This is a genomic window from Streptomyces sp. NPDC054975 (assembly GCF_053609105.1).
This window is the reverse complement of sequence record NZ_JBSGWV010000061.1, coordinates 15,288-31,211: the sequence shown is the minus strand read 5'-3', so window position 1 is coordinate 31,211 and position 15,924 is coordinate 15,288. Positions and strand designations below refer to the sequence as shown.

Sequence of the window (15,924 nt, the reverse complement as noted above, 5' to 3'; positions counted from 1 at the left end):
GGGGGGGGGGCGGGGGCCCCCCCCCCCGCCACCGACCAGCGTCGGCCCGGACCCGCGTCCGACGAGGCCGACGTGACCGTGTCGACCTGGCCGTCGACCCGATCGGGTAGCCGAGGCACGCCGATCGGACGGGCGCGCGCGGGGCGCACAGACGTACCCCTGCGCGCCGGGCAGAGTGTGACCTTCGCCGCTCCCGCCCTGGGGGGTGGGCAGCCTGGTTACCCACAAGTAGCATGGGGGTAGCAAGCGCGCGCTTAGGCGTGTGCCGCAGCAGTGCAGTGCCATCCCGCACCCTGGAGGAGAGCCATCGTGCCTCGTACCGTCAGGGACGTCGTCTTCGTCGACGGCGTCCGCACCCCGTTCGGCAAGGCGGGCCCGAAGGGCATCTACCACGAGACCCGCGCCGACGATCTCGTCGTGAAGGCCATCCGGGAGCTGCTGCGCCGCAACCCCGGCCTTGACCCCGCGAAGATCGACGAGGTCGCCATCGCGGCGACCACGCAGATCGGTGACCAGGGTCTGACCCTCGGCCGCACCGCCGGCATCCTCGCCGGGCTGCCGCAGTCCGTCCCGGGCTACTCCATCGACCGCATGTGCGCCGGTGCGCTGACCGCCGTGACGAGCGTCGCCGGCTCCATCGCCTTCGGCGCGTACGACGCCGTCATCGCCGGCGGTGTCGAGCACATGGGCCGCCACCCCATGGGCGAGGGCGTCGACCCGAACCCGCGGTTCGTGAGCGAGAAGCTCGTCGACGAGTCCGCCCTCTTCATGGGCATGACCGCCGAGAACCTGCACGACCGCTACCCGAGCATCACCAAGCGGCGCGCCGACGAGTACGCCGTGCGCTCGCAGGAGAAGGCCGCCAAGGCGTACGCCGACGGCAAGATCCAGCAGGACCTGGTGCCGATCTCCGTGCGCCGCACCAACGCCGAGGCCGGCGAGACCGGCTGGGGCCTGGTCACCGCCGACGAGCCGATGCGTCCGGGCACCACCCTGGAGTCGCTGGCCAACCTGAAGACGCCGTTCCGCGTCCACGGCAACGTCACCGCCGGTAACGCGGCCGGTCTCAACGACGGCGCCACCGCCTCGATCATCGCCTCCGAGGACTTCGCCCGCGAGAACGACCTCCCGGTGAAGATGCGCCTCGTCTCGTACGCCTTCGCCGGCGTCGAGCCCGAGGTCATGGGCTACGGCCCGATCCCGGCCACCGAGAAGGCGCTCGCCCAGGCGGGTCTGTCCATCGAGGACATCGGCCTCTTCGAGATCAACGAGGCCTTCGCCGTCCAGGTCCTGGCGTTCCTCGAGCACTACGGCATCGCCGACGACGACGCGCGCGTCAACCAGTACGGCGGCGCCATCGCCTACGGTCACCCGCTCGCCTCCTCCGGCGTCCGTCTCATGACGCAGCTGGCCCGCCAGTTCGAGGAGAACCCGCAGGTCCGTTACGGCCTCAACACGATGTGCGTCGGCTTCGGCATGGGCGCCACCGTCATCTGGGAGAACCCCCACTGGGAGGGCAAGTGAGCACCACCGCCGAGCTTCTGAAGGGTGCGGCCGAGCTGTTCCCGGACGAGGTCGTCACCAGCGCCCACGTACGGCACTTCGAACTCCCGGCGAACGCCGGCCGGTTCGCGCTGATCACGCTGGACAACGGCTTCGACCACACCAAGCCGACCACCTTCGGCCCGCAGTCCCTGGCGAACCTCAACACCGCCATCGACCAGGTCGAGAAGGAGGCCGCCGAGGGCTCCATCGTCGGCGTCGGTCTCACCGGCAAGCCGTTCATCTTCGCCGTCGGCGCCGACCTCAAGGGCGTCGAGCTGCTGAAGCGCCACGAGGACGCGCTCGCCATCGGCAAGGGCGGCCACGACGTCTTCAAGCGCCTCTCGGCGCTGGCCGTGCCGACCTTCGCGTACTACAACGGCGCGGCGATGGGCGGCGGTGTCGAGGCCGGTCTGCACTGCACCTACCGCACCGTCTCCAAGGCCCTGCCGGCCTTCTCGCTGCCCGAGGTCTTCCTCGGTCTGGTCCCCGGCTGGGGCGGCTGCACGATCCTGCCGAACCTGATCGGCGCGGAGAAGGCCGTCCAGGTCATCATCGAGAACTCGCTGAACCAGAACCGTCAGCTCAAGGGCAAGCAGGTCTTCGAGCTCGGCATCGCCGACGCGATCTTCGAGGGCGCCGACTTCCTGGAGCAGTCGCTGATCTGGACCGCGTCCGTCCTCAACGGCACGGTCACCGTGGAGCGTCCGGAGATCGACCGCGGTGAGGGCTGGGACCAGGCCGTCGCCAAGGGCCGGTTCATCGCCGACTCCAAGGTGCACGGTGCGGCCCCGGCCGCGTACCGCGCCCTGGACATCATCGCCGCCTCCAAGGACGGCGACCTCCAGGCCGGTTTCGACGCCGAGGACCAGGCGCTCGCCGACCTCATCATGGGCGGCGAACTGCGCTCCGGCATCTACGCCTTCAACCTGGTGCAGAAGCGCGCCAAGCGGCCGGCCGGTGCCCCGGACAAGTCGCTGGCCCGCCCGGTCACCAAGGTCGGTGTCGTCGGCGCCGGTCTGATGGCCTCCCAGCTGGCCCTGCTCTTCCTGCGCCGCCTCGAGGTGCCGGTCGTCCTGACCGACATCGACCAGGAGCGCGTCGACAAGGGCGTGGGCTACGTCCACGGCGAGATCGAGAAGCTGCTCGGCAAGGGCCGGATCAACCAGGACAAGGCCAACCGCCTGAAGGGCCTGGTCTCCGGTGTCCTGGACAAGGCCGAGGGCTTCGCGGACGCGGACTTCATCATCGAGGCCGTGTTCGAGGAGATGACGGTCAAGCAGAAGGTGTTCGCGGAGGTCGAGGCGGTCGCCCCGGCGCACGCGATCCTCGCCACCAACACCTCCTCGCTCTCCGTCAGCGAGATGGCGTCGAAGCTCCAGCACCCGGAGCGCGTGGTCGGCTTCCACTTCTTCAACCCGGTCGCGATCCTCCCGCTCCTGGAGATCGTGCGCGGCGAGCAGACGGACGACGCCTCCCTCGCCACCGCGTTCGGTGTCGCGAAGAAGCTGAAGAAGACCGCGGTCCTCACCAAGGACGCCCCGGCGTTCGTCGTGAACCGCATCCTGACCCGCTTCATGGGCGAGATCCAGAACGTCATCGACGAGGGCACGCCGGTCGTCACGGCGGAGAAGGCCATCGAGCCGCTCGGCCTGCCGATGTCGCCGCTGGTCCTGCTGGAGCTCGTCGGACCGGCCATCGGACTTCACGTCTCCGAGACCCTGAACCGCGCCTTCCCGGAGCGCTTCACGGTGTCCCCGAACCTGAAGGCGGTCGTCGAGGCCGGCAAGCGCGGCTTCTACGTCTACGACTCCGGCAAGCCGGAGCTGGACCCCGAGGTCGCCGCCCTCCTCAAGCAGGGCGACGTCGTCCTGACGGAGGAGCAGGTGCGCGCCCGCGTCCTGGACGCGGTGGCGCAGGAGATCGGCCTGATGCTGGAGGAGGGTGTCGTCGCCGAGGCGCAGGACATCGACCTCTGCCTGATCACGGGCGCCGGCTGGCCCTTCCACCTGGGCGGCATCACGCCGTACCTGGACCGTGAGGGTGTCTCCCAGCGGGTGAACGGCAAGCCGTTCCTCGCCCAGGGTGTGGCGAGCGTCCCGGCGTAACGCCGCATGCACGCAGGCGGCCCCGGCACCAGGAAGGTGCCGGGGCCGTTCCGCGTTCCCGTGCGGAGGTTCTGGTGGCTCAGGCCACGGAGTGCCATCCGCCGAGCTGGAAGCCGTCGGAGGCGGTCTTCTGGCGCGCGGTGAGCAGGACCGGTCCCCTGGCTCCGTCGGCCACCGTCATGGCCACCAGACCGCCGTCCAGGGCCTGGGCGAGGGTGGTGGTCAGCGGGCCGTGGGGTTCGCCCGTCTCGGTCCACTTGCCGGCGGCGGTCTCCTGCTCGGCGGGGAAGACGGCCAGGGCGAGCCGCCCGTCGGCGGACTGCTGGGCCAGGACGGTGCATTCGGAGCCGTCGACGAGGCACGGGGACGCGGAGAGCGGTCCCGTGCCCACCGCGTCCAGGAAGGGCGTCGGCTCCAGCGAGCGCCCCGGGGACCAGACGCAGACGCGCTGTGCGTCGTCGAGGTAGTAGAGCGTGACGTGCCCGGAGGGGCCGGTCACCGCCGCGAGGGTGCCGAAGGTGACCGAGGCGGGCACCACGTCGTGCCGGACCGGCTTGCCCATGGACTCCTGCTGCTCGTAGCGCAGCAGCCCCTCCGGCTTCGCCGTGTACAGCTCGACGAAGCCCGCGCCGTTGGTGGCCGCGACCGGCGAGGGGTCGGAGCGGTTGCCCCACAGGTCCCACCACGGGTGCCAGCCGCCGCCGTCCTTCTGGGCCCGTACGCTGAGTCCGCCGCCACCGTTCTTGGTGAAGACGTACGCGCGGCCCCGGGGGTCCACCGCGACGGCCGGGTTGCCGGTCCACGGGAAGCTCTTGCCGTTGGAGTGCTGGATGGAACGCCACTCGACGTTCGGGCGCCCCGTCTGGAACTGGGTGGAGTGCACCAGCTCGACGTGGTCGTCCTGGCCGGGTACCGGGCGCAGCCCCACGAGGTGGACGTAGCGGTCGGCGCCCTGTCCGACCGACAGGATCGGCAGGAGCCCGCCGCCACCGAGGGAGACCGGGCCGGTCCACCGTCCGTCGGTGCCCTCGGTCCAGCGCAACACCTCGCCGTCGCTCATCAGATACGCGCTGAAGCGGCCCTCCACTCCACGGGTGAGCCAGCCCCCGCGCAGGGTCGGGACGGTGAAGGGCCCCTGGGGACGGTGGGTGGGGTCCTCGGATCGATTTGCCATGGGTTCCAGCGCTCCGGTCGACAGGTCAGCAGTGGAATGCGCAAGTCCGCTCGGACTGCTGTTCGTCGACTTTAGTAGGTGCCGGGAGCGCCCGACGCCGCCGGTCGCGACTGACATCCTGTCCGCATGGAACAGGAGCTGCCTCTGCTGATCGTCGACGGTGCCAACGTGGTGGGCTCGGTGCCCGACGGCTGGTGGCGCGACCGTCGCGCCGCGGCCGAGCGGCTGCGCGAGCGGCTCGTGGCAGGGGGCGGACCCGAGGGTGGCCCCTTCGAGATCGTGCTGGTCGTGGAGGGGCGGGCGCGCGGCGTGGAGTCCGTGCCCGGGGTACGGGTCGAGGAGGCGCCCGGCAGCGGCGACGACCTCATCGTGGAGCTGGCCCGGAACGCGGCCGGTCGGCCGTGCCTGGTGGTCACGGCCGACCGGGAGCTGCGGCGGCGGGTGGGCGAGCACGGGGCCCGGTGCGTGGGCCCGCGTGCGGTCCTGGAGAGCTAGTAGAGCGCGTCCGCGCCGGCCTTGCCGAGGCGGCTGTGGGAGCGGCCGTAGAGGAAGTACACGACGACTCCGATGGCCATCCAGACCGCGAAGCGGAACCAGGTCTCGCCGGGCAGGTTCAGCATCAGCCACACCGACGCGGCGATCGAGAGGATGGGGAGGAACGGCACCCACGGCGTCTTGAAGGCGCGGTGCAGGTCGGGGCGGGTGCGGCGGAGCACCATCACACCGAGGGCGACGACGACGAAGGCGAAGAGCGTGCCGATGTTCACCAGCGTCGCGAGCTCGTCGATGCTGGTGAAGCCCGCCACGATGGCGATGACCGCGCCGAGCAGGATGGTCGGGCGGTACGGCGTCCGGAAGCGCGGGTGCGTGACCGAGAAGAAGCGGGGCAGCAGGCCGTCGCGGCTCATCGCGAAGAACACCCGGGTCTGGCCGAGCAGCAGGATCAGGCAGACGGTGGTGAGGCCGACCGCCGCACCGAAGCTGATCACGCCGGCGTAGAAGGGGTGTCCGACGGCCTTGAAGGCGTCGGCGAGCGGGGCGCTCACCGACAGCTCGCTGTAGTGCTGCATGCCGGTGACGACCAGCGCCACGGCGACGTAGAGCACGGTGCAGATGAAGAGCGAGCCGAGGATGCCTCGGGGCATGTCGCGCTGGGGGAGCTTGGTCTCCTCGGCGGCGGTGGCGACCACGTCGAAGCCGATGAAGGCGAAGAACACGACGGAGGCGGCGGTGAAGATGCCCATGACGCCGAAGTTGGTGGGCTCGTAGCCGAAGATCGTCTGGACGAGCGGGGCGTCCCAGGCGGAGCCGCCGCCTTCGGGGGTGACCGCGGCCGGGATGAACGGGTCGTAGTTGTCGCCGACGATGAAGAACAGGCCCGCGATGATCACGATCATGACCACGGTCACCTTGATGGCGACGACGAGGGCGGTGATCCGGGCGGAGAGCTTCATGCCGAGGACGAGGATCACCGTCAGCACCAGGACCAGCAGGAAGGCCAGGATGTCGAAGGTCCCGCCGGGGGCGTCCGGTCCTTCCAGAGCCGCTGGTAGATGCCAGTCGACGTTGTCCATCAGGGAGCGGACGTAGCCGGACCAGCCGACCGCGACCACCGCCGTGCCGAGCGCGAACTCCAGGACGAGGTCCCAGCCGATGATCCAGGCGGGCAGTTCGCCGATCGAGGCGTACGCGAAGGTGTACGCCGACCCGGCGACCGGGACGGTCGAGGCGAACTCGGCGTAACAGAGCGCCGCGAGCGCGCAGACGATGCCGGCGGCGACGAAGGCGAGCGCGGTGGCCGGCCCGGCGTTCTCCTTGGCCACCTTGCCGGTGAGGACGAAGATGCCGGTGCCGATGATCACTCCGACGCCGAAGACCGTCAGGTCCCAGGCGGAGAGCGACTTTCTGAGCGCGTGCTCCGGCTCCTCGGTGTCTCGGATCGATTGCTCGACCGTCTTCGTCCGGAACATCCCGGAGCTCGCTCGTGGTGGCTGCTGGTCCGTACTCACCGTCGTACCTCCGTGCCGTCGGTCCCGACCCCCATGATCGAGAACCCGAAGGAGTGGCGCCCGTCGAGAATGCGGGTTTCACACGAAAGGGCCGGTCGGTCACCCCGTGGGGTGCTCCGACCGGCCCAATGGTGACGCCGTGTGACCTCGGTCAGTCGCGCGCGGGCTCCACGGCCTGCGCGCTGGACTCGAACCTGCCGTCGAGGCGCGAGACCAGGCCGGTGACCTGGCGGGCGATGTCCGGGGCGGTCAGACCGATCTCGGCCATCACCTCGGCGCGCGAGGCGTGGTCGAGGAAGCGCGGCGGGATGCCGAAGTCCCGCAGCGGTACGTCCACCCCGGCGTCGCGCAGGGACTGGGCGACGGCCGAACCGACACCGCCGACGCGGCTGTTGTCCTCGACGGTGACGACGACCCGGTGCTGGTCGGCGAGCGGCGCGAGGGCCTCGTCGACCGGCTTGACCCAGCGGGGGTCGACGACGGTGGTGGAGATGCCCTGCTTGTCGAGCAGGTCGGCGATCTCCAGGCACATCGGCGCGAGGGCTCCCACGGAGACCAGGAGGACGTCGGGCCGGTCGGTACCGGGCTCGCGGAGCACGTCCATGCCGCCGATGCGGCGCAGGGCCGGTACGGCGGGGCCGACGGCGCCCTTGGAGAAGCGGACGACGGTCGGGGCGTCGGTGACCTCGACGGCCTCGCGCAGCTGGGCGCGGACCTGGTCGGCGTCGCGCGGGGCGGCGAGCCGCAGGCCGGGGACGACCTGGAGGATCGACATGTCCCACATGCCGTTGTGGGAGGCGCCGTCGGTGCCGGTGACGCCGGCCCGGTCCAGGACGAACGTGACGCCGCACTTGTGCAGGGCCACGTCCATGAGGACCTGGTCGAAGGCGCGGTTCAGGAACGTCGCGTAGACCGCGAAGACGGGGTGGAGGCCGCCGGTGGCGAGGCCGGCCGCGGAGACCGCGCCGTGCTGCTCGGCGATGCCGACGTCGTACACCCGCTCGGGGAAGGCCTTGGCGAACTTGTCGAGGCCGACGGGCTGGAGCATGGCCGCGGTGATCGCGACGATGTCCTCGCGCTCCTTGCCGAGCTCGACCATCTCCTGGGCGAAGACGCCGGTCCAGTCGGCTCCGGAGGAGGCGATCGGCAGGCCCGTGTCGGGGTGGATCTTGCCGACGGCGTGGAAGCGGTCGGCCTCGTCCTGGAGGGCGGGCTGGTAGCCGCGGCCCTTCTCGGTGAGGCAGTGGACGATCACGGGGCCGCCGAAGCGCTTGGCGCGCGTCAGGGCGGACTCCAGGGCCTCGATGTCGTGGCCGTCGATGGGGCCGACGTACTTCAGGCCGAGGTCCTCGAACATGCCCTGCGGGGCGATGAAGTCCTTCAGGCCCTTCTTGGCGCCGTGCAGCGTCTCGTAGAGCGGCTTCCCGACGACCGGGGTGCGCTCCAGGATGTCCTTGCCGCGGGCGAGGAAGCGCTCGTAGCCGTCGGTGGTACGGAGGGTGGCCAGGTGGTTGGCGAGGCCGCCGATCGTCGGAGCGTAGGACCGCTCGTTGTCGTTGACGACGATGACCAGCGGGCGGTCCTTGGCGGCGGCGATGTTGTTCAGCGCCTCCCAGGCCATGCCGCCCGTGAGGGCTCCGTCACCGATGACGGCGACGACGTGGTCGTCCTTCTTCAGGACCTCGTTGGCCTTGGCCAGGCCGTCGGCCCAGCCGAGGACCGTGGAGGCGTGGGAGTTCTCGATGATGTCGTGCTCGGACTCCGCCTGCGAGGGGTAGCCGGAGAGGCCGCCCTTCATCTTCAGCTTCGAGAAGTCCTGGCGGCCGGTGAGGAGCTTGTGGACGTAGCTCTGGTGGCCGGTGTCGAAGAGGACCTTGTCCTTCGGGGAGTCGAAGACGCGGTGCAGGGCGATGGTCAGCTCGACCACGCCGAGGTTGGGCCCCAGGTGACCGCCGGTCTTGGAGACGGCGTCCACGAGAAACGTCCTGATCTCCTCGGCCAGCTGGTCCAGCTGTTCCGGGGAGAGCCGGTCCAGATCGCGCGGTCCCCTGATACGGGTCAGCAATGCCACCCGTGCCTCCTTGCCATTGAGCTGGTCGAGCTTGCCGATTCGTCGAGTCTAATGTTCCGCCCCCGATCAACGTCATCGGACGGCGGGGTGCGCGTCGCGCGCGTGGCCGACACACCGCCGAGCCTACGGGCGGTCCACCGGGACAGACGCAGCAGTGCCCGGCGCCGGTTCTCCGGCACCGGACACTGTGGGGTGGATAACGCGGGCTAGGCGCGACCCGCGGTCTTCTGCGTACGGCGCGAGACCGAGTCGATCACGACGGCGGCGAGGAGCACCGCGCCGGTGATCATGTACTGGATCTCGTTGGCCATGCCGATCATGTTCAGGCCCTGCTGGATCGACTGGATCACGATCATGCCCAGGAGCGCCGACCAGACCTTGCCGCGGCCGCCGAAGAGGCTCGTGCCGCCGATGACGGCGGCGGCGATGACCAGCATCAGCGTGTTGCCGCTGCCGAGGCTCTTGGTGGCGCCGCCGGAGAGGCTGGCCACGAAGAGTCCGCCGAAGGCGGCGAGCATGCCGGAGAGGCCGAAGACGACGATCCGGATCCGGTCGACGTTGATGCCGGCGCGGCGGGCGGCCTCGGCGTTGCCGCCGACCGCGAAGACCTTGCGGCCGAAGAGGGTGCGTCGGGCGACGAAGTCGGCGATCACCAGGACGGCCAGGAAGAGGACCAGGGCGAGCGGCAGGCCGCGGGCGCCCTCGGGCTCGTTCAGGACGTAGGCGACGACGAAGCAGAGGACCGCGACGACGGCGGTGCGCAGCACGATCTCGCTGACCGGCCGGGAGGGCAGGGCGGCGGCCTTGCGGCGCTTGGTGTCGAGGAGGAGGGATCCGGCGTAGGCGAGGACCGCGACGAGGGCCAGGCCGTACGCGGCGGCCTTGTCCTCGAAGTAGAACGCCGTGAGGTTCTCCACGATCGAGCCGGAGGGGGCGTTGATCGAGCCCTCCTTGCCCATCAGCCAGATCTGCAGGCCGCTCCAGCCGAGGAATCCGGCGAGGGTGACCACGAAGGCCGGGACGCCGATCTTGGCGAAGAAGAAGCCGTGCAGCAGACCGATGAGGAGGCCGGAGGCGACGGCGATGACGACCGACAGGAGGTCGTTCACGCCGTTGGTGACGTTGAGCACCGCCCAGACGGCGGCGCCGACGCCCGCGACCGAGCCCATCGAGAGGTCGATCTCGCCCAGGATGAGGACGAAGACGATGCCGACGGCCATGATGCCGAGGCCGGAGGAGTAGACCGCGATGTTGGCGACGGAGCTCGCGGAGAGGAAGTTGCCGTTCTGGACCTGGAAGACGAGTCCGATGACGATCAGGCCGAGGACGACGGGCAGGGAGCCCAGCTCGCCACCGCGGATCTTACGGGTGAACTCGGTCCAGTAGCCCTTGATGCCCTCCTCGCGGACCAGCAGACGCGGGTCGACGGCGGGGACGGGCGCGGCGGACTCCTCGGCGGGGGCCGCCTCGGGCTCCGTCGCGGGGGTCGCGGGGGTCTTGGCGAGGTCGCTCACTTCGCGTCCTCCTTCGTGGCCGTGGCCGAGGCCGTGCGGGCCTGCCGACGGGTCACGGCGTTGTCCGTGGCACCGGTGATGGCGGCGATGATCGTCTCGTGGGTGGTGTCCTTGACGTCGAAGACACCGTTGTTGCGGCCCAGGCGGAGGACCGCGACCTTGTCCGCGACGGCGCGGACGTCGGCCATGTTGTGGCTGATGAGGATGACTCCGTGGCCGCGCTCCCGCAGTCGCTCCACGAGGTCGAGCACCTGTGCGGTCTGCTCGACGCCGAGGGCGGCGGTGGGCTCGTCCAGGATGACGATCTTCGGGTCGCCGATCAGGGCGCGGGCGATGGCCACGACCTGGCGCTGACCGCCGGAGAGCGCCGCGACGGGGATGCGGACGCTGGGGATGCGGATGGACAGGGTGTCCAGGAGCTCCTTGGCGCGCTTCTCCATGGCGATCTCGTCGAGGACCGAGCCGGAGCTCAGCTCGCTGCCGAGGAAGAGGTTGGCGACGACGTCGAGGTTGTCGCAGAGCGCCAGGTCCTGGTAGACGGTGGCGACTCCGAGGTTCTGGGCGTCGTGGGGCTTGGTGATCTGGACGGGGTTGCCGTCCCACTCGATCACGCCCTCGTCGATCGGGTGAACACCCGAGATCGTCTTGACGAGAGTCGACTTGCCGGCGCCGTTGTCGCCGACCAGGGCGACGACCTCACCGGCGTGGATCTCCAGTTCTACGTCGGTGAGCACCTGGACGGCGCCGAACCGCTTGGAGACTCCGCGCAACGCCAGCACGGGCGTAGCGGACACGTGAATCATCTCCTTCGCCGCCTGACCGGCGGGGATGGTGGTGCGAAAGCACAGAGGGGCTGTGACACGGAGGGGCTGTGAGAGGAGTCCGGCGCCCCGCCCCCGCTTGCGGGGCGTGGAACGGGGCGGGGGCGCCGGACCGGACCGGGGGGGCGCTTCGGAGGAGGTCGGTGGGCTCCGAAGGGCCGTACCGGCAGCGGGTGTTACTTGATGCCCGCCGCGTCGCAGGCCGCCTTGTACTCGGCGGTGCAGATGTCGGCCGCCTTGTAGACGCCGTCCTTGATGATCGTGCCGGCGATGTTCTCCTTGGTCACGACCTGGGCGTCGTACAGCTTCGCCGGGATGTCCTTGAACTCACCGGTCAGGCTGGTGACCTTGGTGGGAACCAGGTCGTCGATCTTCTCGCCCTTGAGGAGGCGGACCGCGATCTCGGCGGTGGTCTCGGCCTCCGGCTTGATCTGCTTGTAGATCGTGAAGGACTGGTCGCCCTTCAGGATCCGCTGCAGACCGGCGAGCTCGGCGTCCTGGCCGCCGACCGGGACCTTGATGCCCTGCTTGGAGAGGGCGGTGATGATGCCGCCGGCCATGCCGTCGTTGGCCGAGTAGACGCCCTGGAAGCCGTCCTTGCCCAGCGAGTCGATGGCGGCACCCATCTTCTTGTTGGCCTCGTCCGGGGACCAGTCCGGGATGTCCTGCTCGTAGACGACCTTCTTGACGCCCGTGTCGAGGACGCTGTGGGCGCCCTTCTTGAACAGCGGGGCGTTCGGGTCGGTCGGCGAGCCGTTGATCATGACAACGTTGGCGTCCTTGGCCTTGTCGCCGAGCGCCTTCACGAGGCCCTCGCCCTGGAGGCGGCCGATCTTCTCGTTGTCGTACGAGACGTAGGCGGAGATCGGGCCCTCGGCCAGACGGTCGTACGCGACGACCTTGACGCCCTTCTTCTCCGCCTGCTGGACCCAGGACTTGGTGGCCTTGTAGTCGACCGAGTCCAGGATGATGACCTTCACGCCCTGCGTGACGAGCGCGTCGAACTGCTTCTTCTGCGTCTCGGTGTCCTGCGCGGCGTTGTTGTACTTGACCTCGCAGTCCGAGCAGAGGGCCTTGATCTTCGCCTCGATGATCGGGCGGTCGAAGGTCTCGTAACGCGTGGTCTTGTTCTCCGGCAGCAGCAGACCGATGGTCTTGCTGTCGCCGCCGCTCCCGCTACCCGAGTCGCTGTCGCCCGCCTTGCCACAGGCGGCGACGGAGAGGGCCATGGAAACCGCGGCCGTGCCTATGACGACGCGACGCGTCAATGCGTTCATGTGGGGTTGCCTCCCTGACGAGGCCGCGACATTGCGGCCGAGGTGGCTGGAAGTCAACTCGGCCGCAGGGACATCGTCAAGAAGTAAATCCTTAACGAGATGGCAACGGTGCCATTCGTTATCTAAGTGAAGGCAGGGAGCGAGGCCTTGGCGGCGCCGGGGAGGGCGCTCTCCAACAGGGTCGAATCGCCCATTTCACTCAGCGCGAGAGCCAGGGCGCCGAGCACCTCCGCGCGGCCGCCGAGCGCCCCGGGGGCCAGCGACAACTGGCGGGCGGCGCTGGGGATGGCGTACCGCGAGACGGAGTCGCGGATGGGCGCGAGGACCAGCTCGCCCGCCTCCGCGAGGTCGCCTCCGAGGACCACCCGGCTGGGGTTCAGCAGGTTGCAGAGGTTGGCGACCCCGCTGCCGATGTGACGCCCGACGTCGGCGATGACACGCCGACAGCCCGGGTCGCCCTCGCGGGCCAGCTGGACGACCCGCTCCATGGTCAGATCGGGGCCGTGGCCGGGCTGGAGCAGCGGCAGGACGTACCGGGCGGCCGTGAAGGTCTCCAGGCAGCCGCGGTTGCCGCAGCGGCAGACAGGGCCCGACTCGTCGAGCGTGATGTGCCCGATCTCGCCCGCCGTGCCGCCGGGGCCCCGGTAGACCCGCCCGTCGATGACGAGACCGGCTCCCACGCCGCTGGCGACCTTGATGTAGGCCAGGTCCTTCACTCCCCGGCCGCTGCCCCAGACGAGCTCGCCCAGCGCGCCGAGGTTGGCGTCGTTGTCGACGTACACGGGCACGCCGAGCCGGCCGGAGAGCTCGTCGGCCGGGTTGATGCCGCTCCAGCCCGGCAGGATCGAGGTCGAGCCGAGCGTGCCGGAGGAGACGTCGATCGGGCCCGGTACGCCGAGTCCGACGCCGACGACCTTGTCGCGGCCGATGCCGGTGGCCCCGATGAGCCGCATGACCAGCTGTTCCGCCCGGTCGAAGCCCTCGGCGGCGGAGGCGTCCACGTCCAGCGGCTCGGACTCCTCGGCGAGCACCTGGTGGGCCAGGTTGCCCACGGCGACCCGCAGATGGGTGTGGCCGAAGTCGACGCCGATGACGATGCCGGCGTCGCCGGAGAGCGAGACGCTGCGCGCCCGGCGGCCCCCCGCGGAGGTGGGCGTGACCTCGACGGTCCCGCCGTCCTTCAGCTCCCGCACGATGTTGGAGACCGTGGCGGCGGACAGGCCGGTCGCCCGCGCGATCTCCGCCTGGGTGAGCGAGCCCGCCATGCGTACCGCACGGACCACCCGCTCGAGGTTGGCCCTGTGCAGAGATGTCTGCGACCCCGGAGTCTCCATCGACTCATCCACTCCCGCCTGCGACGGACGGTGTGATCACCGCCCCGGCCGGGGCCGCGCCTGTGAGACCCCAGCTTGTTCTCCAACTTGTGAACTCTAAGCTGAGCCTTTCGGCCTGTCCCCCGTCAAGACCTGAGCGCATACGGGCTCGAATGAGCCGAGGCCCCGGTGGGGTGTCCCACCGGGGCCTCGCGTACGACGAGCGTGACTCCTACTTGAGCGCTCCGGCCGTCAGACCGGACTGCACCTGGCGCTGGAAGATCGTGTACACGACCAGAACGGGCAGCATCGCGATCATCATGCCGGCCATCAGCGCGCCCCAGTCGTTCTCGTACCCCTGCTGGAGCGCGATCATCGCCAGGCCCTGGGTCAGGACGTACTTGTCCTCCTGCTGGTTGAGCACCATCGGCAGCAGGTACTGGTTCCACTGGCCCAGGAAGTTGAAGATGCCGATGCTGATCAGGCCGGGCTTGGCCATCGGCAGCATCACCTGGAAGAACGTCCGGGTGTGCGAGGCGCCGTCGATCATCGCCGCCTCCGCCACCGAGGTGGGCAGCGTGCGGAAGAACGCCGTCATGAAGAAGACGGTGAACGGCAGCGAGTAGGCGATGTAGACCAGGATCAGACCGTGGTACGTCGCGAGGAGCGTGCTGCCGGGGAAGTCCCGCAGGACGAAGAAGAGCGGGATGACCAGCATGAAGACGGGGAAGGACATGCCCGCCACGAACAGGTAGTAGATGAACCTGTTCCCCGGGAAGGTGAAGCGGGCCAGGACGTACGCGGCCATGGAGCCGAGCACCATCGTGCCGATCACCGAGCCGCCGACGACGATCACCGTGTTGACGAAGTACTGGCCCATGTTCGCGTCGTTCCACGCGTTGGACCAGTTCTCCCAGTGCAGGACCGTCGGCAGGCCCCAGGGGTCGGTCAGGATGCCGTTGCTGTCCTTGAAGGCGCTCCACAGCACCCACAGCAGCGGCACGCCGACCATGAGCGCCCAGACGATCAGAATGCCGTGGGAGAAGACGTTGAGGACTCCACCCTCGGAGGAACGGCCGCCCGTCGGCCCGAGCTTCGTGGTGACGGTGGCGGGCGTCTCGTCCTCCGCCACCTTCTCGATCTCTTCGGTCGTCATCCGCCGTACCCCTAGTACTCGATCCGCTCACGGCGCGCGAAGCGCATCGTGAGCACTGCGAAGGTCATCGTGACAATGAGCATCGCGATGCCCATGGCGGAGGCGTAGCCGAACTGGCTGTCACGGAAGGCCGTCAGGTAGAGCCTCAGCGGCATGACGTCCGTCGCGCCGTCCGGACCACCCATGTTCACCGACATGATCTGGACCAGGGCGAAGGCGTCGAGCGCGATGATGCCCATGTACACCCAGCCGGTCTGGACCGTGTCCCAGAGCAGCGGCAGGGTGATCTTGAAGAAGGTGTGGAAGCGGCTGGCGCCGTCGAGCAGCGCCGCCTCGTAGATGTCCCGCGGGATGGAGGCCATCGCCGCCGAGAAGAGCACCACGAAGAAGCCGACGTGGCTCCAGACCATGACCGCGCTGATGCACCAGAGCGCGAGGCTCTTCTCCCCCAGCCAGGCGTTCTGCAGGCCGTCCAGGCCCACCGCGCCGAGCAGCGAGTTGAGCATGCCGTCCTGCGGGTCCGGGTTGTAGATGTTGAACCAGATCACCGCGATGATCGTGATGGAGATGACCTGCGGGAAGAAGAAGACGAACTTGTACAGCTTCGATCCGGCCACACCGGTGACGACTTCGTTCTTTCTGCGCTTGCCGCCGACGTTGAGCATGAAGGCGAAGAACAGGCCGAGGCCGAGTGTCACGACCGGGACCAGCGCCAGCATGTAGACGTTGTGGCGGAGCGCGTTCCAGAAGTCGTCGCTCTCCCAGAGCTTCTGGAAGTTGTCCAGGCCGACGAACTGCGCCGTTCCCACGAGCCCGGACCAGTCGGTCATCGAGATCTGGAACGCCTGGACGAACGGCGAGATCACGAAGATCGCGTAAATGATCAGAGGCAGGGCCAGGAAGCCCACGATGAATCGGTATTTGCCGTGTTGCATGGTG

At 69.3% G+C, this 15,924-nt stretch carries 12 protein-coding genes; 3 read left to right on the top strand and 9 right to left on the bottom strand.

The genetic code is table 11. The annotated features are described in order from the left end of the window. Positions 1–309 precede the first annotated feature (309 nt). Both ACWF79_RS31325 and ACWF79_RS31320 read left to right on the top strand, forming a co-directional pair. The gene (locus ACWF79_RS31325) at positions 310–1,524 is read left to right on the top strand and encodes a thiolase family protein (protein WP_361440995.1); all 1,215 of its coding nucleotides are present in this window, start codon (positions 310–312) and stop codon (positions 1,522–1,524) included. Beyond that, positions 1,521–3,650 (top strand): 3-hydroxyacyl-CoA dehydrogenase NAD-binding domain-containing protein, encoded by a 2,130-nt coding sequence (locus ACWF79_RS31320; RefSeq protein ID WP_453731557.1) that lies wholly within the window; start codon positions 1,521–1,523, stop codon positions 3,648–3,650. Before ACWF79_RS31325 ends, ACWF79_RS31320 begins: the two co-directional genes overlap by 4 nt. A gap of 79 nt (positions 3,651–3,729) precedes the next feature. Here ACWF79_RS31320 and ACWF79_RS31315 read toward each other — a convergent pair whose 3' ends face one another. After that, entirely contained in the window at positions 3,730–4,824 is a 1,095-nt protein-coding gene (locus tag ACWF79_RS31315) for a hypothetical protein (protein WP_453731556.1), read from the bottom strand. A 126-nt stretch (positions 4,825–4,950) separates the two neighbouring features. Here ACWF79_RS31315 and ACWF79_RS31310 point away from each other — a divergent pair, with 126 nt between their 5' ends. Beyond that, positions 4,951–5,319, top strand: a complete 369-nt coding sequence (locus ACWF79_RS31310) for an NTP pyrophosphohydrolase (protein ID WP_453731555.1) — start codon at positions 4,951–4,953, stop codon at positions 5,317–5,319. On the opposite strand, the gene ACWF79_RS31305 is transcribed toward ACWF79_RS31310, so the two are convergent. The 8 genes from ACWF79_RS31305 to ACWF79_RS31270 form a co-directional block, all read right to left on the bottom strand. After that, positions 5,316–6,794 carry an amino acid permease gene (locus tag ACWF79_RS31305; RefSeq protein ID WP_453731562.1) on the bottom strand — a complete coding sequence of 493 codons (1,479 nt, stop codon included), beginning with the start codon at positions 6,792–6,794 and terminating at the stop codon, positions 5,316–5,318. The genes ACWF79_RS31310 and ACWF79_RS31305 overlap by 4 nt on opposite strands. 190 nt (positions 6,795–6,984) lie before the next feature. Beyond that, positions 6,985–8,904, bottom strand: a complete 1,920-nt coding sequence (gene dxs / locus ACWF79_RS31300; RefSeq protein WP_453731554.1) for a 1-deoxy-D-xylulose-5-phosphate synthase — start codon at positions 8,902–8,904, stop codon at positions 6,985–6,987. Between the two features lie 206 nt (positions 8,905–9,110). Continuing rightward, positions 9,111–10,418 carry a sugar ABC transporter permease gene (locus ACWF79_RS31295; RefSeq protein WP_453731553.1) on the bottom strand — a complete coding sequence of 436 codons (1,308 nt, stop codon included), beginning with the start codon at positions 10,416–10,418 and terminating at the stop codon, positions 9,111–9,113. Next, complete coding sequence (locus ACWF79_RS31290; RefSeq protein ID WP_453731552.1) at positions 10,415–11,221, bottom strand: ATP-binding cassette domain-containing protein; 807 nt, start codon at positions 11,219–11,221, stop codon at positions 10,415–10,417. Before ACWF79_RS31290 ends, ACWF79_RS31295 begins: the two co-directional genes overlap by 4 nt. Positions 11,222–11,415: 194 nt before the next feature. Continuing rightward, a complete protein-coding gene (locus tag ACWF79_RS31285; protein ID WP_453731551.1) occupies positions 11,416–12,516 on the bottom strand; it encodes a sugar ABC transporter substrate-binding protein in 1,101 nt (366 codons plus the stop codon). A 122-nt stretch (positions 12,517–12,638) separates the two neighbouring features. Beyond that, entirely contained in the window at positions 12,639–13,850 is a 1,212-nt protein-coding gene (locus ACWF79_RS31280) for an ROK family transcriptional regulator (RefSeq protein ID WP_453731550.1), read from the bottom strand. Between the two features lie 211 nt (positions 13,851–14,061). Then, a complete protein-coding gene (locus ACWF79_RS31275; RefSeq protein ID WP_453731549.1) occupies positions 14,062–14,985 on the bottom strand; it encodes a carbohydrate ABC transporter permease in 924 nt (307 codons plus the stop codon). An 11-nt stretch (positions 14,986–14,996) separates the two neighbouring features. Beyond that, a complete protein-coding gene (locus tag ACWF79_RS31270; RefSeq protein ID WP_453731548.1) occupies positions 14,997–15,920 on the bottom strand; it encodes a carbohydrate ABC transporter permease in 924 nt (307 codons plus the stop codon). Positions 15,921–15,924: the final 4 nt, after the last annotated feature.